The 26695-nt window shown below is 44.0% G+C and carries 21 protein-coding genes; 13 read left to right on the plus strand and 8 right to left on the minus strand.

Annotated features, from left to right (window positions below; genetic code table 11):
• Positions 1-33: 33 nt before the first annotated feature.
• Together dnm_RS16855 and dnm_RS16860 are read right to left on the minus strand one after the other, a co-directional pair.
• Positions 34-2382, minus strand: coding sequence for a response regulator (locus dnm_RS16855; protein WP_207678080.1), 2349 nt, complete (start codon positions 2380-2382; stop codon positions 34-36).
• Entirely contained in the window at positions 2379-4649 is a 2271-nt protein-coding gene (locus tag dnm_RS16860; protein WP_207678081.1) for an MASE3 domain-containing protein, read from the minus strand. The genes dnm_RS16855 and dnm_RS16860 overlap by 4 nt, the downstream gene beginning before the upstream one ends.
• Positions 4650-5992: 1343 nt before the next feature.
• On the opposite strand from dnm_RS16860, the gene dnm_RS16865 reads away from it, so the two are divergent.
• Entirely contained in the window at positions 5993-6238 is a 246-nt protein-coding gene (locus dnm_RS16865; RefSeq protein WP_207678082.1) for a hypothetical protein, read from the plus strand.
• A 254-nt stretch (positions 6239-6492) separates the two neighbouring features.
• Positions 6493-7527 (plus strand): 4-hydroxy-tetrahydrodipicolinate synthase, encoded by a 1035-nt coding sequence (gene dapA / locus dnm_RS16870; RefSeq protein WP_207678083.1) that lies wholly within the window; start codon positions 6493-6495, stop codon positions 7525-7527.
• A gap of 194 nt (positions 7528-7721) precedes the next feature.
• On the opposite strand, the gene dnm_RS16875 is transcribed toward dapA, so the two are convergent.
• The 5 genes from dnm_RS16875 to dnm_RS16895 form a co-directional block, all read right to left on the minus strand.
• Entirely contained in the window at positions 7722-8222 is a 501-nt protein-coding gene (locus dnm_RS16875) for a PilZ domain-containing protein (RefSeq protein WP_207678084.1), read from the minus strand.
• 886 nt (positions 8223-9108) lie between these two features.
• Complete coding sequence (locus dnm_RS16880) at positions 9109-9309, minus strand: hypothetical protein (RefSeq protein ID WP_207678085.1); 201 nt, start codon at positions 9307-9309, stop codon at positions 9109-9111.
• 99 nt (positions 9310-9408) lie between these two features.
• The gene (locus tag dnm_RS16885) at positions 9409-9861 is read right to left on the minus strand and encodes a sigma-54-dependent transcriptional regulator (RefSeq protein WP_207678086.1); all 453 of its coding nucleotides are present in this window, start codon (positions 9859-9861) and stop codon (positions 9409-9411) included.
• A 1021-nt stretch (positions 9862-10882) separates the two neighbouring features.
• Positions 10883-11518: a GNAT family N-acetyltransferase gene (locus dnm_RS16890; protein ID WP_207678087.1), complete on the minus strand. Its 636-nt coding sequence runs from the start codon at positions 11516-11518 to the stop codon at positions 10883-10885.
• Positions 11519-11627: 109 nt separating this feature from the next.
• Positions 11628-12191 carry a GNAT family N-acetyltransferase gene (locus dnm_RS16895; protein WP_207678088.1) on the minus strand — a complete coding sequence of 188 codons (564 nt, stop codon included), beginning with the start codon at positions 12189-12191 and terminating at the stop codon, positions 11628-11630.
• A 530-nt stretch (positions 12192-12721) separates the two neighbouring features.
• On the opposite strand from dnm_RS16895, the gene dnm_RS16900 reads away from it, so the two are divergent.
• From dnm_RS16900 to dnm_RS16950, 11 genes are all read left to right on the plus strand, one after another.
• Positions 12722-13471 carry an SDR family NAD(P)-dependent oxidoreductase gene (locus dnm_RS16900; RefSeq protein WP_207678089.1) on the plus strand — a complete coding sequence of 250 codons (750 nt, stop codon included), beginning with the start codon at positions 12722-12724 and terminating at the stop codon, positions 13469-13471.
• 77 nt (positions 13472-13548) lie between these two features.
• Complete coding sequence (locus dnm_RS16905) at positions 13549-14715, plus strand: thiolase C-terminal domain-containing protein (protein WP_207678090.1); 1167 nt, start codon at positions 13549-13551, stop codon at positions 14713-14715.
• Positions 14716-14718: 3 nt separating this feature from the next.
• Complete coding sequence (locus dnm_RS16910; RefSeq protein ID WP_207678091.1) at positions 14719-15150, plus strand: Zn-ribbon domain-containing OB-fold protein; 432 nt, start codon at positions 14719-14721, stop codon at positions 15148-15150.
• Positions 15151-15238: 88 nt separating this feature from the next.
• The gene (locus dnm_RS16915) at positions 15239-16009 is read left to right on the plus strand and encodes an enoyl-CoA hydratase/isomerase family protein (protein WP_207678092.1); all 771 of its coding nucleotides are present in this window, start codon (positions 15239-15241) and stop codon (positions 16007-16009) included.
• A 341-nt stretch (positions 16010-16350) separates the two neighbouring features.
• A complete protein-coding gene (locus tag dnm_RS16920; protein WP_207678093.1) occupies positions 16351-16926 on the plus strand; it encodes a flavodoxin family protein in 576 nt (191 codons plus the stop codon).
• A gap of 501 nt (positions 16927-17427) precedes the next feature.
• A complete protein-coding gene (locus dnm_RS16925) occupies positions 17428-19467 on the plus strand; it encodes a 3-hydroxyacyl-CoA dehydrogenase/enoyl-CoA hydratase family protein (protein ID WP_207678094.1) in 2040 nt (679 codons plus the stop codon).
• 2 nt (positions 19468-19469) lie between these two features.
• The gene (locus dnm_RS16930) at positions 19470-19694 is read left to right on the plus strand and encodes a hypothetical protein (RefSeq protein ID WP_207678095.1); all 225 of its coding nucleotides are present in this window, start codon (positions 19470-19472) and stop codon (positions 19692-19694) included.
• Positions 19695-19857: 163 nt separating this feature from the next.
• Positions 19858-20448 (plus strand): cysteine hydrolase family protein, encoded by a 591-nt coding sequence (locus tag dnm_RS16935; protein WP_207678096.1) that lies wholly within the window; start codon positions 19858-19860, stop codon positions 20446-20448.
• Between the two features lie 282 nt (positions 20449-20730).
• Positions 20731-22584 carry an indolepyruvate ferredoxin oxidoreductase subunit alpha gene (iorA, locus tag dnm_RS16940; RefSeq protein ID WP_207678097.1) on the plus strand — a complete coding sequence of 618 codons (1854 nt, stop codon included), beginning with the start codon at positions 20731-20733 and terminating at the stop codon, positions 22582-22584.
• 75 nt (positions 22585-22659) lie between these two features.
• Positions 22660-23253 carry an indolepyruvate oxidoreductase subunit beta gene (locus dnm_RS16945; protein WP_207678098.1) on the plus strand — a complete coding sequence of 198 codons (594 nt, stop codon included), beginning with the start codon at positions 22660-22662 and terminating at the stop codon, positions 23251-23253.
• Between the two features lie 107 nt (positions 23254-23360).
• The gene (locus dnm_RS16950; protein WP_207678099.1) at positions 23361-24662 is read left to right on the plus strand and encodes a phenylacetate--CoA ligase family protein; all 1302 of its coding nucleotides are present in this window, start codon (positions 23361-23363) and stop codon (positions 24660-24662) included.
• Positions 24663-24881: 219 nt separating this feature from the next.
• On the opposite strand, the gene dnm_RS16955 is transcribed toward dnm_RS16950, so the two are convergent.
• Positions 24882-26564, minus strand: coding sequence for a lytic transglycosylase domain-containing protein (locus tag dnm_RS16955; protein ID WP_207678100.1), 1683 nt, complete (start codon positions 26562-26564; stop codon positions 24882-24884).
• Between the last annotated feature and the right edge of the window lie 131 nt (positions 26565-26695).

Genomic DNA, 26695 nt, shown 5'->3' on the forward strand with positions numbered 1-26695 from the left:
CCTAAATTCGCTGTAATCAGAAAGAGTTAAGTCTTATTTTTCGAGTTTTATTTTTATGTTATCAATTATGTCAGGAAATTTTTTCAATGTTTCTGACAGTGATTCTACGTCAAACATGGTTGCCTGTAATAACAGGCGATCTCCCCAGCTTGCAAGCGATTTATAATTATATTTTGTTCCGAGGAGTTTCATCTTGTCCGCGAAATCTTCAATGTCATTAATGGTTAATATTTCAGATATCTCTTCCCATACGTTTACCTGATCTTCCAGTATTTCAAGCAGGTTCGGAAGTCTTGCCAGGGTTTCGGAGTCTGTTACTTCCGGGATATCTCTGTCTTTGGTTTCGGACAGGGCATATTCGTGATCCGGAATTTCCGATTCCCCGACTGAGTGTTTCAGAAACTTGGCCAATGTGTGAATGAGTTTGGTTCTGCCCAGCGGCTTTGTCACATAAGCATCGCAGATATTTGTTATTTTTTCAATCTCTTCTTTCATGGCTTCTGCTGTGATTGCAATAACCGGAATATGTTTCAGGGCGTTATCTGTTTTAATGATCCGTGTGGCCTCATATCCGTCTGTAACTGGCATTTTCATATCCATGAGAATGACATCCGGCTGATGATATTTTGTCAGTTCAGCAGCCTCTTTTCCATTTTCCGCTTCAATGATGTGAATCTCCGGATGCTTTATAAGATAACTTTTTACAAGTGTGCGATTGAATTTCACATCATCTGCCACCAGAAGCGATGATTTTCTGAACCTGACAGCATCGCTGGTTTCTTTTTTTTTCTCTGACTTGGAAACAGGCGACAGGGCAACATTTCTGAAGTTGATATGAAAAGTGCTGCCCTTGCCGACTTCTCCGTTAACATAAATCTCTCCGCCCATCATTTCCACCAGCTGTTTTGTGATCGCCAGTCCCAGACCTGTTCCGCCGAATCTGGCGTGACTTTGTCCTTGTTGCTGTTCAAATGCTCCGAAAATGGACTCTCTTTGGTCTCCCGGGATGCCGATACCCGTATCCTCCACTGAAAAAATAATGTCCGGTGTGTTGCGGTCCTCATATGCATGATGGCTCGCATACAATTTTATATAGCCTGATTCAGTGAATTTGACAGCGTTCCCCACGAGATTCATAAGTATCTGACGCAGACGGATTTCATCAAGCAGAATTGTTTCCGGAAAATTCGGACTTGTTTCGACAATGAAATCCAGGCCCTTTTCCGCAATTTTATGGGAGAACATCTGTTCTGTTTCATTAAACACAGAAGCCAGAGAAACAGGCGAATACTCTAAATTCAGTTTGCCAGCCTCAATTTTGGACAAGTCAAGAATATCATTGATCAGGCCCAGCAGGGTTTTTCCGCCAGCTTTGATTGCCGAGAGATAGTGTTTTTGCTGCGGATCCTGTATTTTTCCCTCAAGCAGTTCTGTAAATCCCAGAATCGCATTCATCGGCGTTCTGATGTCATGGCTCATATTGGCGAGAAATTCACTTTTGGCCTTGTTCGCGGATTCCGCGGATTCCTTAGCTCGGCGAAGTTCTTCTTCCATTTGCTTTCGGTCGCTGATATCCCTGATGATCGCCAGAATTGCTTCCGGCTTTTTATCTTCGTCATATATAACAACTGACTTGGCAGAGCGACAGACCCAGTGTCCTTTCCGATGTCTGATCCGATATTCATTTTCGGTCCTTCCTGTTTCAAGCAGTTCCGCTCTTTTCTTTTTTACCATGGGGACATCATCCGAATGAATTTGGGAAAGCCATTCCGGTGCCATATCTCTTTCTTTTTCATATCCCAGGCTGGTGTAATAAGTCATATTTGCAAACAGAAGACGAAATTCCATATCCAGCAGTAAAATACTGTCGTCCGCGGCTTCAACAAGAATCCTGTATTTTTCTTCAGATTTTCGCAGTGCTTTTTCCGCACGTTCGCGCTCAATAATTTCCTCTTGCAGACGGATATTTTTTTCTTGAAGCTCTTTTCTCAGCTTATGAACATTAAGATGTGTGCTGACCCGTGCCAGAACCTCTTCCTGATGAAAGGGTTTGGTAATATAATCAATGCCCCCGGCTTCAAATCCCCTGACTTTGTCAACGGTTTCAGAAAGAGAACTCACAAACAGCACAGGGATATCTTTTGTTTTCTCATCTGCTTTCAGTCGGAGGCAGGTTTCAAAACCGTCCATGCCGGGCATGAGGATGTCTAAAAGAATGATGTCCGGCGTGTTTTCTCTGACCAGTTCGAGAACGTCTTCTCCGCTCTGAGCCACCAGAATTGTAAAATTAAATTTGCTTAAATAATCAAAAAGTGTTCCCAGATTTGTCGGATTGTCATCAACAATTAAAATTACAGAACCCTGTATTTCACTGATATTCATGCGTTATCTCCGATATATTTTTTTGCCAGTTCACGAATTTCCTTTATTTGAAATGTTCTTGCCAAGTTACGAATTTTTTTCACAAATAAAATATATTGTCCGTCTGACTGTTCAATGATATCCAGATGTTTACGAATTCCCACAATATCGCCGCCCCGGGCAAGTTTATAAAGTATTCTTATGTCTGACAGCGGCGGTGCCACAAGGTCATCATTTTGTTTTAAGTCAAGCTCTTTTATAACAGATTCCGAGCTTTTTTTGTATTTCCATTCCAATTGCAGATGCGTTTCCAATGCCTTGAAAATTTTTTGGATCTGCACAGGTTTTGGAATGAAATCATCAAAACCGTGTTCAGAGATGATTTGCCGGGGCGAACAGGAGGAGCTTGCTGAAACAGCAACAATTTTCGTATGGTTCAGCGCTGAGGTTTTTCGTATTCGGCGCGTTGCCTCAAATCCGTCCATCACGGGCATCACCAGGTCCATAAAAATCAGATCAGGCTCGGATTCGGAAGCCTTGCGGAGTCCCTCACTGCCGTCATCTGCTTCAAGCACTTCAAACTCCAGAGATGAAAGCAGACTGACCAGGACGGCCCGGTTCTCCCATCTGTCATCCGTCACCAGGATTTTAAATCTCTCCTTTTCTCTCTTCAGAAGAGGATTAAGACGGTTAAGGGGGGCGTAACCGATGATATGCTGCCCATCTGATATTTTTTCCGTATGTTCGGAAGTTTCCGGCAGTTCTATATCAAATGAGAATAGACTGCCTTTCCCTATAATGCTTTTTACCTTGAGTTCCCCGCCCATGAGCCGGACAAGTTCGCGGCTGATGGTCAGTCCCAGACCTGTGCCTTCAATGGAACGGCTGTGTTCGCCTATCTGTCTGAAGGGCGAAAAAATGTCTTCCAAGCGATCTTCGGGAATACCGGTGCCTGTATCTTCTATCTGAAAATGAATCCGGGAGACCGGAGCGTCACTGGCGACTTGCGCGCCACACCTCGAAACTCGGAGGATAACATTTCCTTTCTGAGTGAATTTGACAGCGTTGCTCAGGAGATTGAGCAAAATCTGATTCAGCCGTTTTTCATCGCCTCGGACAGCTTTGGGGAGATCAGGCGCAATTTCAGCATGAAACAATATCTCCTTTTTCTGTGCCTGAATCTGAATGATTTTCACCAGAGCGCTCAGAAATTCAGAAAAAAGAAAACCGGACTCGCAAATGTCCATCTTCCGGGCTTCGATTTTGGAGAGGTCCAGAATCTCATTGATCAGATTCAGGAGATGCTTTCCGCTGCGTTCGATAACATCAATACCTGTTTTCTGAGAGTCGGTCAGTGTATCCTCCATTCTGAGGATCTGGGCATACCCCAGAATTCCGTTAAGGGGGGTGCGAAGTTCATGGCTCATATTGGCAAGAAATTCGCTTTTTGCGCGGTTGGCAATATCTGCCATTTCTTTGGCTTGCTGAAGATTTTGTTCCTTTATGACAAGTTCTCTGAAAATAAGATCATATGGTCTTACTATACCGGTTTCAATAATGGCTTTGTAAATTGCATAAAAAGAAAATATCTTAAAATAATGACCCACCAGATTTGAGAAGCCGTAAGTACTGATATAAAATGTGAACGCCAGTTCTGCGATAATTGTAAAAATCATTGAGCATATCAGAAGCCTGAATACATTTTCTTCAAATTTTTCCTGATACTTGAATAATAACAAAATGTCTGCCAATAAGATAAAAGAAATAATATACTCACTTATTTTTTTAAACGGTGTCAGCCCTTTTCCTTCAATAAAACAGATTGGGAATATTTCCCAATAAAAGACAGACATAATGATCATAAAAGAAATAAGCGTGTAGCATAAAAAAATGAAATACGGTTTTACTGTTTTTCCTCTGAGAAAAAAGATAAAACCAACCAGAAGTGTAAGGCTTTCCAGGTAACGCGCCGCGATCCATAACTGGGTTGCGTAATCACTGTTGTCTTTAAAGATTTTCATTCCTTTATAAGACAGGGTGTGCAGAAGATCCAGTCCTCCGATAAACAGATAGGCAATGGCGATGAAGATCAGATAATCATTATTCAGATATTTTCTGGAGTTCCAGGCTATCATGAAGATGCCGCATGCCACGATAATGCTGAATATTTCCGCTATATTGTGAAAAAGGAGGTAGCTGAAGAGGCTGCTCAGATACAGGCCTGTCAGCGCTGCCAAACCGATTAACAGAGTAAAATATTTTCCTAAAACAGGCTGTTGTTTTTCCATATCTCTTTCCTCATTTTAACGGACCAATTCTCTGAATCGAGTCGCTTTATCAGTGAAGCGTTGCTTTATTTCTGTAAACTGTGGCAAAATTTCCTCCTCCTCACCATTTTCTTCTTCTTCCAGTACGGAAACAAATATAATCAGTAGATCGAAAAGTTTTCAGGCTGTCACAGGGCGGACGGGGGAGAAACCCCATATGCATCAGGCTAAGATTACAACCTACTGTTTTTATTAACTCTGATTTTGCCGGACGGGGTTTGCAACCCCGTCCGGAATATTTTCCGGATCGCCGCCCGCAAACGTTTCGGACGGGGTTGCAAACCCCGTCCGGCAGCCGTCCCGCATTCTTAGCCTGATGCATATGGGGAGAAACCCGGCTTTTTCCGGCGGGAGAGCGTCCCGTCCTGAAAAAAAAGCCGGGTTTCTTCGCTGTCCCGCACACAATCCGGAAACTTTTCGATCTACTGATAATGGGAATTTTTCTGGTCGCGTTGTTTTGTTTTAATTTTTCGCATCGTATATCCGTCCATTTCCGGCATCATAATGTCCAGGAAAATAAAGGTCAGGAGGATTTGCTGAGGCTGCTCTCCTCAGTAACAAAACAAAAAGCATCTTTCCAGTTTCATATCTCTTTTATTCAATATTTTGCTGATTTTTTACTAAGAGATTTCCCCAAAAATAAAATACCCGGAGATGTAGGGTGGGTGGAGCGAAGCGCAACCCACCTTGTGCGGTGGGTTGCGCTTCGCTCCACCCACCCTACGTTTTTTGTATCGGGTATGTTATTTATTTCGAGTTTCCTAACGTAACGGAAGACCATTTGCAAGGTCAAGTTCTATTTTAGACGAACCTCAGCCTATCCTGCTGAATTTTTTTGCCAAACTGTAAGAATTCCCGACGCAGGCAGAACCGGGGACCGGAACGGCAGCGACTGAACCGGAAACAAAGAGTGCCAAACTTGCAGTTTGACAACTTCCCGGGGAGTTCCTATCGGAAAGATATGCCTTGCCAAACTGCAAGTTTGGCACTCCGGATGCCTGGCTGTTTATTTCCGATAATGTTTAATCAGCCATGTATGCTCAGAAAAACCTGGAATGAAATAAGCCTCTTGACAGGATATAAAATTCTTAATATATAGTTTTTCAGAAAATTAATGGTCAGTATATCTTAAATCCTTGTCTGACGGAGGAGGCTTCCGACTTCGTATTCTTGAAATTTTTCGACCTGCTGACAATAACTTTCAGAAAAAAGTTTGCCTGAGACAATGTAACAGTTTGCATTCCTTTGACAAGCTCATAAATATTAAGTGCTTGGATAAAAAATAATATTCAAAGTGTTCTGAAATGGTTGCAAACTTCGGAACTCTGAATTTTATCACACCCAAAAAAGATTTTAATCAGGTACTTATCTTAAACAGCCATGAAAAAGAAACCAGGTTTTTTGAAAAACCTGGTTTTTTAGGCGGTGTCTTTTTACTGATTCTGGCAGATTTTGTTAATTTTGTCATATCCTGTTCCCGGGCCGAGGCTCAGAACCACAGGGAAACTGTAAAAAAGGAAAATGGCCTTTTTCGTTCCTGTTTGTCATGATGTACGGAGAGGCTCCCCTCGCCATCAGCGGCACGGGGCCTTTGTCACTCATAACCTGCCTGTCAGCAAAAACCGTCAGAATCAGTCTTTTTTTTATGGTAAAACTATACTCAACAAATTTGTAAGCAGAGGTATGTAAGATCATTCGGATTGGCATTTCATTCACATTTGGGATGATCTTGTGATCCTCTGTACTGAAATTCAGATTTCTGAAAATCTGTATGTTAAAATTTTGTCCTTAAAAAAGGGGGAATATGCTCACAGGAAGTTATACAGCACTGATAACACCATTTACAGAGGATACCGTGGATCATGAAGGTCTGGAAAAGCTGGTGGATTTTCAGATGAAAAACGGAATCAGCGGAATACTGGCGGTAGGAACAACCGGGGAAAGCCCCACATTAACATGGAATGAACATAACCTGGTCATTGAAACTGTTGCCCAAAAAACAAAAAATAAATGCACCTGCATTGCAGGTACCGGAAGCAATAATACAAAAGAGAGCCTTGAAGCCACAAAACATGCGGCCGATATCGGAGTTGATGCGGTATTGCTTGTAGAACCTTATTATAACGGTCCCAGTTCGCTTGAAATCCGAAAAGAATACATCGCACCTGTTGCAGCGGCATTTCCTGATGTTCAGATTATTCCTTATATCATTCCCGGCAGAACAGGTACGCAACTCTTCCCTGAAGACCTTGGCCTGTTGAGTAATGCCTTTAAGAATATAAATGCGGTGAAAGAAGCCACAGGTAATATCGAAAATATGAGACGCACAAGGGAATGTTGCGGACCCGATTTCACTATTCTTTCCGGTGATGACGGTATGACTTATAAAATGATGACAGACTCTGAAGTAAAGGCCGGAGGGCTTATTTCCGTGGCTTCAAATATCGCTCCTCGGGCGGTTTCCGAAATGATTCGCCTTCTTGAACAGGGCAATTTCTCAGAAGCTCAGCATCTGGCATCCGCGCTTCAGCCTCTTTCTGAACTGGTGACAGTTACAACTACGGAAAAAACCCCTTATGGAAATGTGGTGTGCAGGGCCAGAAATCCTTTGGCAGCCAAGACACTGATGTCAATTCTCGGAATGCCTTCGGGCAGATGCCGTCAGCCAATAGGAAAAATGACCCTGAAAGGGTTGGAGAAAGTTCTTGCAGCGGGAAGAAAAGTACAAGCGGAGACTCCCGAAATATTCAAACCGCTTGCAGACTTTTTCAATGTTGATATTGACGAACGACTGAACACGCCTTCAAACTGGGAATCTCTGGCCTATGAAGACTATTAGATGAGTTTTTGAAATGTTCAAAATTTTGAGGAGAAGTTCCCAAAGGGAGGATTCTCCTCATATTGCCTGCCGTTGCCGCTTTGCCGGATGGGGTTTGCAACCCCGTCCGAAATATTTTATCCGATTACAGTTCTTTCGGAAAAAGGGATGAATCGCAAATCGCAAATCACAAATTCCAAATCACAAATTCCAAATCACCCCAGATTTCCGACCATGAATTTAAGCATATTTTCATTGGTCTTTCCCTGAGTCATCCCTCCCATATGTTTAAAACAATTTCGACAAAAATATAAAGCATCCTCTGTTTTATGTATTTCCTTAAAATTTCTTTTTCCGCATAAATCACAGGAATCACCTGCCCCGTGAGTATTTTCATGCTTAATAATATGGCCCCTGACCAAATGTCTGACGCCAACTCCGTAAACAGGCGTATCAGCTATTTTCCTGCACCAGACCACATTTGCCATGAAAACCTTGTAAAGCCCCGGGCTATAACTGTCTGGTGAGAAATTTATCATTTTGATATAAAGCGATAATTGCGGATACAGCGACTCACTTGTCTCGAAATACATACCGCCTACGCTACAGTTGTACATTGTGGCTTCATGATAATATTCTCTCTCTTCCTTTGAATAAATAAGAGGCGCTTCGTAGTATTCACGAGGATGGACTCTTCTGGTATATAACATGCTCATCGTTTCATAATTCCTTAATGCTGAATCCCATAAATAAGTATCTAACCATAAGTTTTCGATATCTTCCCGGGGAAGAAACCCGGCTTTTTTTACCGGAAGGATCCGCGGCCTGTGACGGAAAAAGCCGGGTTTCTCCGCTGTTCGCAAAAAAAAAGATATATAAAAAATTTTTGATCGGGTACTTAATATACGGGTAGAACAGAGAATAATTTTATGCGGAACAAATTTGCAATTTGTCAGGCACGATTTGAAAAACTGTGCCGCAACCCGGACATTATTTACGGGATTCAGTACTTAGTAGTTGATCTGACGGATTAAATTTTGCAAGGTAGTCTATTTTGCGCTTCATCTCACCTTACGCGCCCGATGACCAAATTTTCCTGATTATAAGGGAACTCAAAGTAAATAATATACCTGATACAAAACATGTAGGGTGGGTTCCGCTTCGCTCCACCCACCCTACTTTTTTTTTCGCAAGCGCAAAAATAAAATCTGAGCTGCTACAAATATGGCACCCTTACAGGGCTTGCTCGGCTTTCCCCTAAATCCGTTATAATCAGAAATTTTCTGACCTGGTTCGGATGAGAAGCCTGTCATTTCTGCAAAAGCAGGAATTTGTTCTGGGTCGAAGTCTCTGTCGAACGGAATGACAGAAAAAAATTTAAACATCGAGTTACATGATTGTGCGAGGGCATTTTGCTGATCACAACACCTCTGGGTGACAATATAACTAGAATTTAATTATATCCGATATTCCATATGGTGAGATTTCAATTCGAAATGCCGGATTTTCCGGCTGAACAATGTAACTTCAAATTGGGCGGGATGACTGTTTCGCAGTGTGTAATTTCAAAAAAATTATCTCCTCCCCCAAAGGATGTTCGCATCAGGTATTTTGGTACAGTTCTTTGGCTGACCTTATGAATTCCGTACTCTGGTCAATAAACTCAGAGATTATTTCATAATTCGGGGAAGTTTCGACAAAAACATCCCTTGCTTTTTTACCGGTTTCAATCCATTTTTCGTAAAGTGCCTCTATTGAATCTCCTTCCTTAAACGCCTCTTGTATCAGTTCATAAAATTCCATACTTGCTTTCCCCTTCTTGTATTAAAAAAATTAAGGTTTTTCTGAATCACGGGACAGAACCCTGCGTCCTTTATTTCCCAGGAGATTGTTTCGTTATATTTAAGCTGTTATTAATACTTCCTGCCTTATTTTTTTGCTGATTATGCTAACGTTCGGGATGTATTTCTTTTTTTTATATAGCCAGTGATCCTTCAGCGCCTTTTCTATACTTATAAAAAGCTGATTAATATCTTCCAGAGGCTTGGTGAGAAAATCATAAGCCCCGTATTTTTTTAATGCGCGGATGGCTGTGTCAGGTGTGCCGCAACCGGTCAGAACGATAATTTTCACATTTCTGTCCAACTGCCTGAGCCGCCTCATCACTTCAAATCCGTCCATTACCGGCATTCTGATGTCAGTGATCACCAAATCAAAGGGTTCTGATTTGAATATGTCAACTGCCTCAGCGCCTTCTGACGCGCTCCTGACCCTGAAGCCTTTTTTTGTCAGCATATACTCAAGAGTTTCCAAGATATTCCGCTCATCATCTATAATAAGTATTTTTTCATTCATAATTCATATCCTCTTCGTAAAAATTACACTGAAATCAGCTAATGCCATGATGAACCAAGCAGATGAAACGAAGAATAAATATCTGAATACTCGATGATCAGGTTTTTTGACCCGATTCGAACAAAAAGCTTGTCATTCCTGCTTTCGCAGGAATGACAGAAAAAAACTTGAACATCGAGTGAATAAGTTTTTCAGTACTGAATTCTGTGTCTGTCCGAATAACTGAAATTATACATACAGGAATTTGAAAAAGAATTTAATCAGGATATTCCCTATTTTTCACTTCGAAATACCTGAATTTGACATAATCCATCTTTTGGCGCATTGATATCGGATTCTGAGTTGTCTGGTATGGGTTTGAGGCTATAAGGTGTGAAGTGCGGATCAGATTTTTTTTTAACACTGAACCCGCGGAGAACTGCGATGTTAAAAAAATAATATCAATAAAATCAGATGTTTTTATATTAGATAATTTGCTGTTTTAATGAAGCTGAAGACTCAGGAATTTTCCCAATAAAAATATGAGAGGGGGGGTCGGGACCATATGCATCAGGCTAAGATTACAACCTACTGTTTTTATTAACTCTGATTTTGCCGGACGGGGTTTGCAACCCCGTCCGGCAGCGACTCAGGAATTTTCCCAATAAAAATATGAGAGGGGGGGTCGGGACGGGGTTTCGTTTCATGACGGGGTTTGCAATCCATACGCATCAGGCTAAGGATTTTTATGATTCCGGAACGCCCGGAAATAGAGATTCTGCCTTTCGGCTACAGCCCGATCATTCCTAATAAAATCAGAATGCTGCTATGTTTTTAGCCTGATGCGTATGAGTTTGCAACTCCGTCCGAAACATTTGCCGCCGGGGACCGTAAATTATTTCGGGACGGGATTGCAAACTCCGTCCCACATGATATTTGGGGAACTGTTTCGGGATTCTCTGAAAAATGATGATATTTTGTTATGCCTGCAACATGAGACCTCCGAGGTTTTCAAAACCTCGGAGGTCTTTCACAGACACTCCTATGTGTCCATATTGAACCGGACGAGTTTAAACTGCTTCTGAATTTTCTCTGATATATTGGTTCCGATTCGGGCCATGAACAAATTTTCAGGCCGCAACATGATGTTCGGTTCATTGGTCTGAAAAATTTTGAACCCGAAGGGAGTAAACAATTTAATCATCATATCACGATAGGCCATGGGCATTATGTCTTTGCCATCCATATCCCATGTCCAGGAGTATCCCACCATATAGAAGATACGCTCCTCTTTCAAAGGATGGTCAACAAGAAAGTTGAGCAAGTCTTTGGCTATCCCCGCTGATCGCCATAATCTGCTGACTTCTATAACCGACACCTCCATCATAATCCGTTCCCCGACCCTTATCCACCGCTCATCAGGCTTGGGATATTCCAGAATGCTGAAACCCACAATTTTTCCATCATCCGTAACAGCCAGTGTCACATTGGTATCTGGTTGTGAAGCCACATCGGACAGGGTTTCTTTTCTGGAAATAATGGGATTGTATCGGGCGTATTTTGTGAATGTTTCATTAAATGACAGGGACATGATTTCAGACGGAGAACAGAAAGAACATATGGTCAGGTTTCCCAGTTCAGTTGACCGCTCCGCACGTTTTTGGTATTGATGTGCCATGAGGATTGCTGATTGTCTTTTAACAGTCTGATGAATATATTATCCCTGCGAAAGCAGGAAACTGTTATCTAAAGCAAAATTCAAACCCTTGAAAAAAAGTTAAGGCTGGCTAAAAATCGCTCCATTCTTTGTGAAGATGTTTTATCATAATCTGGTAATCATGATAATTTCCCTTTTCATCCCGAATATAATGCTTGAGTAAGCCTTCTTCGACAAAATCCATATTTCGAAACGCCTTGACTGCGAGGTCCTCGACACCTATTACAAAATCACACCGAATTTTTTCAAGCCCCAGTTCCATGGCCCGTTTGGTGAGATCAAAGACCATCCAAGTTCCGAGCCGCTTGCCCGCAAAATCAGGAGCAACCATGGTCCGAAGACGCCCCACATGTTTTCTCCCGCCGTAAAGTCGCAACAACAAAGCAGCATGGCCTACAATACGGTCTTTATAACATGCCAGTATTGAGAAACATTTTCCCGATTTTTGGTTTTCGATCCATTTTCTGACCACATCAGGATCGCAGGGATCTTCTTTCAAAAACCAGCGAAATTCAAGCTGCATATCTTGGTAAAAACGGACGATTCTTTTGTGATCGTCCGGTTCCACAGGTTTTAGCATAACTTCTTTATGATCTTTTAAAACCAGTTCTTTAGGATACCTTTCCTGAGGCATGTGCCATCCTTTCTTAAATTTTAATTTTGATAGTGTCCCACGGTCAGAATATTTCCCCATATTTGCCAAGATGATTCAGGCGGCATTGGTTTGTATCCAAAACCGGAACACAGCCTTTATTTTTTTATTCAGAAAGATTCCATCATTTGAAAAAATAATTCTTTTTTGCTTTATGTACCGGAAAGAAAGCAATGCGTCAAGAGGCAAAACAGCCTTTTAAATAAGGATAATAAAAAATGAGGAAAATTCATTTAATGTTTCGGGTCAGTTGTGTCCATTTTATATTAAAAGAAGAATGCTTCTATAATCATCTGATTTAAATAGATTTTAATTGTTTGACGCAGCTGTCCTGCTCAACATTCTTTTTTTGCTTGACTAAATAAAAAGGTAGCTGTAATGTAGCTTCAATTTAGCTTTAAATCTTATAGAATCCAAACATGTAAACATGGTGAGCCAGGCAGAATCTTTAATTTATTTAGAGATATTGTCTTTCAGAAACAGCTGTGGCTCTGACAAATTAGGAGTTTCAAATGCTTTTAGAAGGTAAAAACGCCATCGTCAGCGGCGGTTCCCAGGGAATCGGCACCGCTACCTCTGTTGAGTTTGCCCGTGAGGGTGCCAATGTCTGCATCCTGTACCGCAAACATGCGGATGAGGCAAAGCGTCTTGTGAAAGAAATTCAGGAAATGGGCCGCAAGGCCATTGCTGTCCAATGTGATATTGCGTCTTTTGCAGATGCTGAACGTGTGGTAAAAACAACAGTGGAAGAATTCGGCGGAGTTGATATTCTTGTAAACAACGCAGGCATGAACTGGGACGGCGTATGCTGGAAAATGACCGAGGAACAGTGGGACAGGGTCATTGAAGTAAACTTAAAAGGCTATTTCAATTTCGTTCGTCAGGTCGCGCCGATATTCAAAGATCAGAAATACGGAAAAATTATAAACGTCACCTCCATCAACGGCCTGCGCGGGAAATTTGGTCAGAGCAACTATTCTGCTTCCAAAGCTGGTATTGTCGGTTACACAAAAGCGCTTGCAAAAGAACTCGGGGGATTTGGCGTCAATGTGAATGCCGTGGCCCCGGGACTGATTGAGACCACAATGCTCAGAGAATCCGATGCCCGCGATAAAATCGTTGACATGGCAATGAATGAGATCGTCCTCAAACGCGTGGGCGAGGCAGAAGACGTGGCGAATGTAATTACGTTCCTGGCGTCAGATAAATCAAGGCACGTCACCGGCGAAGTGATAAAGGTGGACGGAGGACAGTATATATAAATGGTGAAATTTGAAATTCGAAACGCGGAACCTTTAGCTTAAAATTCGAATTTCTATTTCCGCTCAGGAGATTATTTATGGGAAAAGTAGCAATTATAGGCGTTGGCCAGAGTGCCTTTGTTCGGCAGTATCCGGGTTCAGTCAGAGAACTGGCCTTTGAAGGATTTAAGGAAGCCATGCAGGACGCCCAGATAACAACCAAAGACATTGACGCGTCTGTCATCTGTTCAGCGCCGGAATACGACAAACAGCGATCTCCCGCAGGGGTTTTTGCAGAATATATGGGACTGAATCCCCAGCCCACGTTTTATGTGGAGACATTGTGTTCATCCAGCAGCACAGGTCTGAAACTGGCTTATTCGCTTGTGGAGTCAGGACTTCACGATATGGTGGCAGTTGTCGGATTTCAGAAAATGTCAGAAATTACCTCAGCCGAATCCCAGGAGCGGATGGGGCGGGGCGCTGACATCCAGTGGGAAAGCCCGTTCGGAACCATGATGCCCGCATATTATGCCATGTACGCCAGAGCGCACATGGAAAAATACGGAACCACCTCCGAAGACCTTGCCCTGATCCGTGTCAAGGCAGCCAGTTACGGACAGCTCAACGACAGAGCGGTTTATCGCAAACCTGTCACATTTGAAATGTTCTCCGATCCTGAAAACCGGATGGCCATGCCTGTTGCAAGCCCGCTTCGGACAGGAGACTGTTGTGCGAATGCGGACGGAAGTTCCTGTGTGATCGTGGCCAATGAGGAAAAAGCCAAAGCCTTCTGCAAAAAGCCGGTCTGGATTATGGGGATAGGCGCTGCCTCAACTGCTGTGAACATGGCCGGAAGGGACTTGTTCAGCGGACTGACCGTGGCCCAGCAGGCTGGCGAACAGGCCTATAAAATGGCCGGTATTACTGCAAAAGATGTGGATGTGGCCGAGGTTCATGACTGCTTCACCATTGCTGAGATGATGGCATATGAAAACCTGGGCTTTGCAAAACCCGGGGAGGGAAAAGACCTGATCAGAGGTAAAGAAACGTATAAAGATGGAAGCATTCCGGTGAATGTGGACGGCGGTTTGTTATCCAAAGGACATCCCATCGGAGCGACCGGCGGTTCTCAGCTCAGAACCGTTGTTTTGCAGCTCAGAGGTGAGGCCGGAGATATCCAGGTGAAAGACCCGGAAATCGGACTGGTCCATAATATCGGCGGTGTGGGGCTTTACGGAAATGTCACGATTTTAGGGAGGTAAAAAATGGGCAAGAAACAAGTGGATGATCGTTTTAAAAAATTCGGGACAGTGAGTTTTACCTCCATCGCGAAGACAAATGACTTTATGGACTATCTGGAGAAGGGCAAAGTCGCGGGGACCCGTTGCAAGGACTGCGGGCTCAGTTTCTTTCCTCCCAGGGCAGATTGCTATCAGTGCCTTACCAGCAATATGGAATGGTTTGAGATTTCCGGAACAGGAAAGCTCCTTACCTACAGCAAATTGGAATACGCCCCCATCGGATTCGGAGATGATCTGCCCTACGCCATCGCGCTGCTTGATTTCGGAGATTACAAGGTCTTTGGGAGAATCGCCGGCAACTTGGCTGATGAAGACATCAAAGTGGGAATGGAGATGAAGGCAGAAGTCAACACTCTCCCTGACGGGCAGCTGAACTACGTGTTTCAAAAGGCGTAAAAAAGTTTGGAGTTCAGTGTTGTTCCCTGAACTCCGAAGACGAAACACCAATCATCAAATACCATGCACTGAATAATGGAGAAATAAAATGTCCGAACTCAAGCATCTCAAGTTGGAAAAGACCGACGGTGTTGCCCGTATCATTTTTGACCGGCCAAAACACAATGTGCTCAATATCGAAATGATGAACGAGCTTAACGGCGAGCTGGAAAATCTTATTGCCGACGATGATCTCAAATGTGTTGTTATTCTCGGCCAAGGCCGGAGCTGGTGTGCAGGGGTGGAAGTGGGGGATCACAAACCTGAGATGGTAGATGATATGGTCATCACGTTTAACCGCATTTTTGAACTGATCAACAAGCTTGATGTGCCGACAATCGCGGCGGTTCACGGTGCCTGCCTCGGCGGCGGTATGGAGGTTGCGATTGCGTGTGATATTGTCATCGCGTCCGAAAAAGCCATTTTCGGACAGCCGGAGATCAAGCTCGGATTCTTTCCGCCATATGCGGTCGTCCGTCTGCCCGAACTCGTGGGGCCGGCCAAGGCCATCGAAATTTGTACCACAGGTAAGAATTATACGGCAGAAGAGGCCAAATCCCTGGGTTTTGTGAGTCAGACTGTTGCAGAGGATGATTTCACCCAGGCGGTTGATAAACTGGTAAAAGAAATTCAGGTCAACAGCCCGCTGATTATCCGCCTTAACAAACGTGCGGTAAAACGCCATCTTGGAATGAGCTTTCCGAAAGCTGTTGAGGTCGTAAGTGATTATTTCCTGAATACCCTCATGAAAACAGAGGATACTTTGGAAGGTATTAAGAGCTTCGAGGAAAGACGAAAAGCTGAATGGAAGAATAAGTAAAGTGGGAAGTGGGAACATTCTGATTTCACTTTCATGTTTTGTTGTCTGAGAAAATAGTTGTCAGAGACAGAAACCAGGTTTTTTTGAAAAAACCTGGTTTCCTCGGATAATCTTTTTCTTAACGTCCGTGGCTGACTCAGAAAAATAAAACCCCCGTCACTTGGTATATCAGACTTTATTGAAAAGAATAATCAAGCGCCTGAAAGCGGACATCCGGAACAACATCATCATCGCCAAACTGCAAGTTCGGCACTCCGGATGATGAATAGCGCCAAACTGCAAGTTTGGCACTCCGGATGTCCGGCCGCTTATTTCCGATTAAGTAGTAAGGAGAAAACACGGTGAAAAAAACAGTCTGTTTGTTAGGAAGTCCCAGACCCAAAGGAAACAGCACAGCAATCGCCAAACACTTCTGTGAGAGTGTGGAAAAACTGGGCGGAGAAGTCGCGATATTTTCCCTTAACAAGCTCATATATCGCGGATGTCAGGCATGCATGACCTGTAAGACCAAACTGGACAGGTGCGTGCTAAAGGACGACCTCACCGAAGTTCTGGACGCCATCCGTGAAGCTGATATCCTGGTTTTGGCGACGCCTACTTATTTTGCAGACGTATCGAGTCAGCTCAAATCCTTTATTGACCGAACCTATTCCTATCTCGTACCAGACTATCTGACCAATCCGAATCCCAGCCGTCTTTCTCCTGGCAAAAAACTGATCTTTATTCAGACCCAGGCGCAACCGGATGAGAACCAGTTTGATGATATATTTTCCAGGTATGATTATTTTTTCAAATGGTACGGATTTAATGATAATGTCCTCATTCGGGCCTGCGGTGTCAGAGACACCGGCGAAGCTGAGACACGGGAAGACCTGATGAAACTGGCTGAAGATACCGCTGAAAAAGTTATGGGGTGAATACCGGAAACAACAAATTACAATCACCAAATTACAAAAAATTGTGATTTGTGATTTATAATTTGAGCAAGGTAGCAAAAAATAAACATATCCGATAAACTAGTTATATATTATTCTGTCTGTTTTATATATAGGGAGAAAAAAGGGTGAATAGGATTCATTTTTCTAAAGAATATTCATTTTATTCCTGATCCCCAAACAAATAGGCTGTTGTTTTTACTATTATAAACAATCAACAAGTCAGGATTACAATCTTGCATACTTATCATAACAATTCAATATAATTGATTAATAAATGCTCATAAAAAAGCCGGGTTCTCTGTCCCCGGTCATGGAAACATTTTCGGATAAAAAACCCGGGTTTTCAGGAATATATTTTTACGGTAAAAAATATCAGACAAACAATCTTTTCAAGAATATATTTTTACGGTAAGAAATATCAGACAAACAATTATTAAACACAACTTAACATAACTAATTAAACACAAAACAGGAGGCTAAATGTCGAAGATCAACAAAATCGGCGTCATCGGCGCGGGTAACATGGGAAGCGGTATTGCTCAGAAAATTGTCCAGGAAGGCATAAACGTCGTGATGATTGACATGAAAGATGAATTCGTGGAACGCGGAATGACCAATATAAAAAATACGCTCAGGCAAGGTGTGGAGCGAAAGATTTTCACCCAGGAGCAGGTTGATGCGACACTCTCCCGTCTTACCGGAACAACCGATTTTAATGCGGTTGCTGATGCTGATATTATCGTCGAGGCTGTTTTTGAAGATAAGCAGGTGAAATCCGATCTTTTTAAGAAACTGGACGGGATATGTTCGGAAAAGACGATCCTTGCCACAAACACCTCCAGCTTTTTTGTCAAAGATTTTGCAGGACAAGTCTCCCGTCCGGATCGTTTTATCGGGCTTCATTATTTCTTTCATCCGGCAAAGAACCGTCTGCTCGAAGTAATCCCCCACGACGGAACAAGCCAGGAAACGATTGACAAATGTATGCTCGCTGCAAAACTTCACGGCAAAACGCCCATCTTGGTGAAGGATGCCCCGGGGTTTGTCGTCAACCGCTTTTTTGTTCCCTTTCTGAATGAAGCCGCACGGATGCTTGGAGAAGGTTTTGCTGACATTCCCACCATTGAGGAAGCTGGTAAGCGCGCCTTTAAAACAGGCATGGGGCCTTTTCAACTGATGAATGTAACCGGTGTTCCCATTGCTCTTCACGCAGAAACAACACTTGGTGACGAGCTGGGGGCATTCTATGCACCGGCTGAAAAGCTGAGAGCGCAGGTGGAGAAGGCAGAAAACTGGAATCTTGACGGTGAGGCGGATGAGTCCAAGGTTCAGGAAGTCATGGACCGATTTTACGGCGTGTGCCTGGGGATCTCGGCAGCACTTGTGGATGAAGGTGTCGCCAGCATAGAGGATACAGATCGCGGTGCAAAAATCGGATTGCGCTGGCTCACCGGACCGTTTGAGATTATGAACGAAATCGGTATTGACAAGACTTACGAAGTTGTCGAGGCCATCACAAAGAAATATCCTGATTTCAAAATGCCTGAGACCCTTAAAAAACAAAAAGAGATCGGGAAGCCTTTTGATTTCAAAGTGGTTGATCTCGATGTGAAAGACGGCATTGCCCGGATTCTCATTAACCGTCCCGAAGCCATGAACGCACTGAATGAGGCCGTGTTTGCCCAGCTTGAAGAGCGATTCTCCGAGGCTGAGAAAAATCCCGATGTCAAGGGGATTGTCTTTGAAGGCGCGGGCAAAGCCTTTGTCGCAGGCGCGGATATCCGTTATTTTGTTCAGAACATCAAGGCAAATAAAATTCCTGACACGGCAGCGTTTACAAGAAAGGGTCACGAACTTCTCCTCAGAATTGAAAACTGCGAGAAACTCACCATCGCCCTTCTTGACGGACTTTCCCTCGGCGGCGGAAGCGAACTTGCGCTGTCCTGCCAGGCGATTCTTGCCACGCCGGCCGGATCAATGGGCTTTCCTGAGACCGGTATCGGCATCTATCCCGGACTTGGCGGAATGCTTCGGTTTACCCGCCACGCAGGCCCTGAACTTGCCAAATATTACACGTTTACCGGCGCAACCCTCAGCGCAAAAGACGCGTATGAACTGGGTATCGTGACAAAGCTTGTTGACGCCTCGGATGTTGAATCCGCTATTGCTTCGCTTGTCTCAGAAGGAAAATTTGACAAGTACCGTGAACGCGAAATTCCTGAAAAGTTCAAGCCCCTTGCCCAGATGTGTACGGCTGAGAATGTCGAAAAACTGCTTTCAGGAAAACGCCCTGAAGGCGTGCCAGAGGACCTTGCGGCCAAAACCGCAAAAATCATAGGTTTCAAGGCACCGCTCACGCTTAAATTCGCGACTGAAATCATTGATGAGCAAATGGGCAAATCCATGGCAGATGCTGTGGAAGTCGAGCTCGGTCGTCTTGAGGAAATCTTCTCCACGGCTGATGCACTTGAAGGGCTTTCGTCCCTTGGCCGAAAGCGGCCTGAATTTAAGGGTGCCTAAGGATGACACGCGATGAAGTGCTTACCCGGGAGGGCTGGACAAAGCAGGTGACATATGATGAGCCGCGTCTCTCGGAACTGGTTGAGATGTATGAGGAACTTGATTTGGAAGTACACCTTGAACCATTTCATCCTGATGAAGCCTCCGGATGTGTCGAGTGCATGAAGGCATCACCTGAAAAATTCAAGACAATTTATACGAAAAAACGATCTCAGACGGTGCAGTGATATCTGCTTTCATGCCTCGTTGTCCTCGGGGCCATGGCCGTTCAAGATAAAGACCTCCGAGGTTTTCAAAATCTCGGAGGTCTGATGTCCCGCTTTAAAGCGGTATAAAGTAGGTGCGGGGGGCTGGTGCGCTTCCCCCGCCCTGGTTATTAAGGATTGAAAGATGGCAAATCAAAACAAGGAAAAACCCGCAATTCTGATCATTGACATGGTCAAATATAATTTCGATGAAAGCAATAACATTCCCATTACGCCTCTTGCCAGAAAGATCACCGCCCCGATTAACAAAGCAATCGGCGTGTTCAGAAGAGAGGGGTGGCCGGTTGTTTTTTCCACTGATTCTTTTCATGAAGAAGATTTTATCTTCACAGGCCGGATGAAGCCGCATTCTCTGGAAGGAACAGAGGGTGCCGAGGTCACCGACGAACTGGATTATCAGGAGGCAAAAGATTACTGGCTTCCCAAGCCAAGATTTTCAGCCTTTTTTAAAACCGGTCTTGAGGAATGGTTGCGTGAACGAAATGTGACACTCTGCGCGGTTGCCGGCATTGCAACACATTTTTGCGTGCTGACAACTGTTATGGATGCCATCTGCCATGATTTCAAAGCGGTTTTCCTGGAAGACTGCATCACAAGTTTTTCCGAAAGCGTCCATAAACAGACCTTGGATCTTTATCAACGGAATCCGCTTTATCCGTTAATGAGAGTCGCTTCGTCCTCAGACCTCATAACGGAGTTGTTGCAAGATAAGTGATTGGGGATCGGGGATAAGTGATCGGAGATTGGGCATTAAAAATTAGATAGTACAACAACTTAAAAATTCATCCCCCTCTGTCCGGGAGATAACCCGCTTAAATTATTAAAAGCCGGAGGGGGGATGAATTTACAAATTGCTGTAATAGTCCTTAACAAGCAGTGATGAATAATATTCATAAATTGCATAGGGCTGGCAAAAATTAATGCATTACAAATGACCAATCTCAAATCTCAAATGACCAAATCTCAAAATCTCAACTGACAAAAAAAGGAAGATACTATGCATAAACTATTAACTGAACAACCTGGTGAGAAGATGATCCTCCTCGGCAATGAAGCCATTGCCCGGGGTGCGGTTGAAGCGGGTGTTGCCTTTGCCACCACATATCCGGGCACACCTTCTTCGGAAATATCGCTGAACCTTTTTCAAATGTCGCAGGAAAGCGACCTCTATTTTGAATACGGAACCAATGAGAAAGTGGCGCTTGAGGTGGCTGCGGGAGCAGCAAACTCAGGACTTCGCACCATGTGCATGATGAAGCATGTGGGACTGAATGTGGCTGCTGATCCGCTCATGACACTGGCATATGTCGGCGTTACCGGGGGAATGGTTATTCTTACGGCGGATGATCCTTTTATGTTTTCCAGCCAGAACGAACAGGATAACCGCTATTATGGCAAGCTTTCAGGTCTTCCCGTTCTCGAGCCTTCTTCGGTGGAAGAGGCAAAGAACATGATTGTCTATGCGTTTGATCTTTCTGAAAAATTGCAGAAACCGGTGATATTCAGAACCACCACCCGGATCAATCATTCCACGGCAGTCGTGACTTTGGGAGAGACAAAGCCGCGGGTCACCAAAGGTGATTTTACAAAAGATCCGTTTCACTATGTAACGGTTCCCGCGGTTTCCAGGGGACTCCATGTAACGTTGCTCGAGAAAATGGCCGAAGCTGAGAAAATCGCTGAAACATGCGAATATAACTTTATAAACGGAGAAGGGAACTGGGGTATTATCTGTAACGGCGTCAGCTACAATTATGCGGTTGATGCGATAAAAGAACTGGACATCAGCGACAAGGCCAAAATACTTCGCATCGGCTTTTCATTTCCCATGCCAAAAGCCCTGATCACGGACTTTTTAAAAGGATGTGAAAAAGTCCTGGTCATCGAAGAAGGCGAACCCTTTATGGAAGAAGCTGTGAAAGCTTTTGCACAGGATGCGGGGCTGACCATCAGCATAAAAGGTAAGGACGATGAACTTTTTTCCCGTCTTTATGAGTTTAATCCTGCAATGGTGAGAGAACGCATTGCAAAATATTTTGGTGCGGCTTATACGCCGGCAGTTGTACCGGACCTCTCTGATGTTCCTGAAATCCCGCAGCGTCCTCCCAACCTTTGCGCGGGATGTTCCCACAGAGCCACGTTTTATGCGGTGAAAAAAGCGGCTGAGGGAATGGACACCATCTGTCCCACGGATATCGGGTGTTATACCCTCGGATTTATGCCTCCTCTTTCAATGGGAGATTTTGTGATATGCATGGGGTCTTCCGTGAGTACATCCTGCGGATTTTCAAAAGCCACAGATAAAAAAGTGATTTCCTTTATCGGCGATTCCACTTTTTTCCATTCCGGAATAACCGGTCTGGTGAATGCGGTTTTCAACAACCATAATTTCACGCTGGTTATCCTTGACAACAGCATCACAGCTATGACCGGGCATCAGCCGAATCCGGGTGTGAATATGGATTATTTTAACCTTTCCGGATATGGTCAGGTATCTATTGAAGAGCTGGTCAAATCGCTCGGTGTAAAACATGTGACGACTGTGAAGCCTTACAGGGTCAAAAAGAGTATTGCAGCCATAAAAGAGGCACTGGATTATCAGGGCGTTTCAGTTGTTATCTCCCAGGAAATGTGTACGCTGTACGCCAAAAGCCTTAAAAAGCTCAAGGCAAGGCCCTTTTATGTCAGTGACAAATGCAAAAATCACAGGGATTGTATCAATGAAATCGCATGTCCCGCGTTTTACCTTGAAGATGAGAAGGTTAAGATTGATCCTGTCTCATGTGTCGGATGTATGGTCTGCGCTCAGATTTGCCCTGAAAACGCTATCTTACCCTTGAAGAGTGAGTAGTGAGAAGTGAGAAATGAGAAGTGAACCGGTCTTCAATTTTCAATCTTCAATCATAACAAAAAAGGATAATAACCTATGGATATAACGAGATTAATCATCGTAGCAGTTGGCGGACAGGGGAACCTGCTGGCATCCAGGGTGCTGGCTGAAGCTGCTCTCCTTTCCGATGTTCCTGTTCGTATGAGCGAAATTCACGGAATGGCTCAGAGAGGCGGCGTGGTAGAATCCGCAATTGTGTTCGGAGACGCGGAAAGCACCATCATTTCGGACGGAGAGGCTGATCTTCTTGTCGGATTTGAGCCGTCTGAAACCCTCCGTGCCCTCAATAAGGCCAATTCAAAAACTACTGTCATTACCAATCTTTCTCCGCTTCCGCCATTTACAGTGGCTATTGGCAAAGGGGTTTATCCCGATCTGAATGAACTGCAGGACCTGATCCGGGCAAAAGCATCAAAACTGATTGCGTTTGACGCGGTTGCACTTGCAAAAGACGCAGGAAATGTGTTGGCAGTAAATATGGTTCTCGTGGGAGCACTGATTCAGACAGGTATCCTCCCTCTCACAGTGGAAAACGTGAAAGAGACCATAAGAACAAAGACCAAAAAAGCGTTTACGGATATGAACTTAAAGGCGTTTGATCTCGGATTTTCCGCTGCGGAGCGCGCCTGATAATTTTCATGATTACGGAGAGTATTTATCGTTCAGCATACTAGGGACAAAACGTATGCGCTCAGATACTCAGACACGATAATTTTAAAATAAAAAGGAGTAAATAAATGCCTTGGAATGAAGAATTTGAATGTATGCCAGTGGAGCAACGTCAGAAATTTCAGTTGGAAAAACTTAAAGAAACCGTGGCCTGGGCCTATGATCGTATCCCTTTTTATAAAAACAAGCTGGATGAAAAAGGAGTAAAGCCTGATGACATCAGAAGCCTTGAAGATGTGTCCAAGCTCCCTGTTACGGTTAAAACGGACCTGAGAGATAATTATCCTTTCGGGCTTTGTGCGGTCCCCATGAAAGACGTGGTTCGGGTTCATGCCTCTTCAGGCACAACAGGAAAGCCCATTACCGGTCCTTATACCCGTGAGGATATGGATCATTGGGCCGAGTGCATGGCGAGAAATCTCTGGGCCGCGGGCATACGGCCGGATGATATTGTGCAGAACGCTTATGGTTATGGTCTGTTTACCGGGGGAATGGGATTCCATGAGGGAGCCACTCGTATTGGTTGTTCCGTCGTGCCGACAAGTTCAGGACAGACCCAGCGACAGATCACCCTGTTGCAGGATTTTAAAACGGACGCGTTTTTATCCACCCCTTCATATGCACTGACTTTGGCGGAACGGGCTGAGGATATGGGGGTGAATCTCAGAGAACTGCCGCTGCGCGTGGGGGTTTTCGGAGCCGAACCCTGGACACCGGCCATGCGTAAGGAAGTCGAGGAACGTATGGGGATCAAGGCAATGGAAGCATTTGGTCTCACAGAGCTTGGCGGCCCCGGAGTTTCCTTTGACTGTGAGGCTCAGGACGGGCTTCATATCAACGAGGACTATTACCTTGCAGAAGTTGTTGATCCGGAAACGTTTGAGCCGCTTCCCATAGGAGAGAAAGGAGAACTGATTTTCACTTCTCTCCAACGCAAAGCCATGCCCATGCTCCGTTATCGGACAAAAGATATCACACGGCTTCGCAGGGAAACCTGTTCCTGCGGAAGAACGCTGCTTAAAATGGACAAGCTCTCCGGCCGTACCGATGACATGCTCATCATCAGCGGCGTGAATATCTTCCCCTCGCAGATCGAATCTCTTCTTTTGGAGATACCGGAAGTCGAACCCCAGTATGTGCTTGTTGTTCGGAAAAAAGGGTATTTAGATCATCTTACGGTTCGGGTGGAAGCTAAGAAAGAAATCTATGATGCCGGCCCCGAGAAAGAGGCTGAGATCGAGAAAAAGATTGCCGATCATGTCAAAGGAATGCTGGGGATCACAGCAAGAATCAGACTGGTAGAGCCTAAGCTCATTGAACGCAGCGAAGGTAAAGCCAAACGGATTATTGACGAGAGACCTAAAGAGTAAGTAACAGGGTGTTAGGTGTTAGGGTGTTAGGTGTTAGGTGTTAGGTGTTAAGTGGCAATTTTCTTAGCACCTGACACCTTGACACTTAATAATATCCGACACCCAACATCCAATATTTAACACCTGGCGCCTAACACCTAACACCTAACACCCTAACACCCTAACACCCTAACACCTAACACCCTAACACCTAACACCCTGACACCTAACACCCCTTTTTCACTTCACATGAACTTTCTGCCCCGGATATATTTTGCTTCCGGGTCTTAAATCATTCACACGCAGAAACCGCTGTAACGGCATGTTATGCCGTTTTGCAATTTTAAACGGAACATCTCCGTGTTTTACGTGGTATGTTCTTAAATTGTCCTTTGTCAGTGTTTTTTTATTTTTATTGCCGCGTCCCGGGACTTTTAAAACCTGCCCGATATGAAGCTTCGTATTCGGGAGTTTGTTCAATTTACATATTTTTTTTGCTGTCGTACCATACCGCCCGGCAATATTCCAAAGCGAATCCCCTTTTTTTACAACATGCCGTGAGGTTCGGCTGTGTTTTACTTTGCCCGCCTTTTTTGATATATATGCCGCGGCCCCCCTTACTGGTATTTTAAGCGTTTTTCCGGCAACAATACGTCCCCGTTTGTTTATTTTGTTTGCAAGCCTTATGCTTTTCACACTGGCATGATATCGTTTGGCAATACGCGAAAGGGTTTCTCCTCTTTTTACCCTGTGGTATTTAAATTTCGGTATGGAAAAAACAGGTATATCATCCAGTTTTGCCATCAGGATTTCTTTTTTATCAGGGGGAATTCTGAGGGAATATTTTTTGCCGGGTAAGATATTGCGACGAAGCTCAGGATTCAGGGTTTTCAAAATTTTCGGTGACACACCGATGATTTTGGCTATTTCTTTAAGATGTGTCTGCTTTGAAATTGTCAGAGTTTCATATTTCAAAGGAGAAGAGGTTGGTATTGAATCAACCCCGTATTTTTCCATATTCCTGACAATATGAAGGGTGGCCAGAAACCTGGGCACATATCGGGCCGTTTCCCGGGGAAGACGTTCGTATATATCCCAGAAATTATCAAGATAGTTGGCATTCTGGCTTCGTATGACTCTGAGTACCCGTCCTTCCCCGCAGTTGTAAGCCGCCAGAACAGTTGTCCAGTCACCAAAAATCGCATGTAGTTCTTTGAGATATGCAATTGCCGCCCGGGTTGATTTTTCAGGATCAAGTCGCTCATCAATGAGTTTGTCACGTTTCAGACCGAATCTGACACCGGTGGAAGGGATAAACTGCCAAAGTCCCAGCGCCCTGGCCGGAGAGAGTGCTTTGACCTTGAATCCGCTTTCAATCAGCGGAAGCCACGACAGTTCTTCAGGAAGACCGGCCTTTTTAAGCGCCGTAACCATATAGGGGCGGTACATGCCTGAACGCCTGTATGCGTTGATGAAAAACCCTTCATTATTTTTATATGTTTTCATAAGAAAATCAATTTCAGTCTGGACATATTTGTTCATTACCAGGGGAATGGCATTGAATTTTCCGCTTACAGCGATATTTCGGGACGCGTAGAGTTCAAGAATCCGTTTTGAAATTGTCAGACGCAGGTCTTTTTTACGCTGTATCAGATGGGGGTCGTCACCTGTATTAACATCTAAGATTAAAGCATATGCCTGATCCATTGCCTGAACTGCCTTTTCAAACTCTCCTTTTTCCCGGAAACCCAGAGATACCTCGGAAAACTCAGCGACCTTATCCAGAATCTGGTCTGCTGTTTCATCAGAAGAAAAATTTTTATATCCTCCCATGCCATTCTCAGGAAAGCTATTATGAAGAGTTCCTGTACATCCGTATAAAGCCGACGAAAAAATAAACAAAAAAATTATGTGTAATTTCATGCATATATCCTTTTTAAATCCTTTTTGTATTTGTTTTATCCGTTAAAGAACACTCACTTATAAGCTCTCTTTCTGATTCCGGCCGATCAGAAAAAAGACTTGCTTATTTCCCTATTACAACAATTGAATAC

It is taken from the genome of Desulfonema magnum, assembly GCF_017377395.1.
Lineage (GTDB): Bacteria > Desulfobacterota > Desulfobacteria > Desulfobacterales > 4be13 > Desulfonema_C > Desulfonema_C magnum.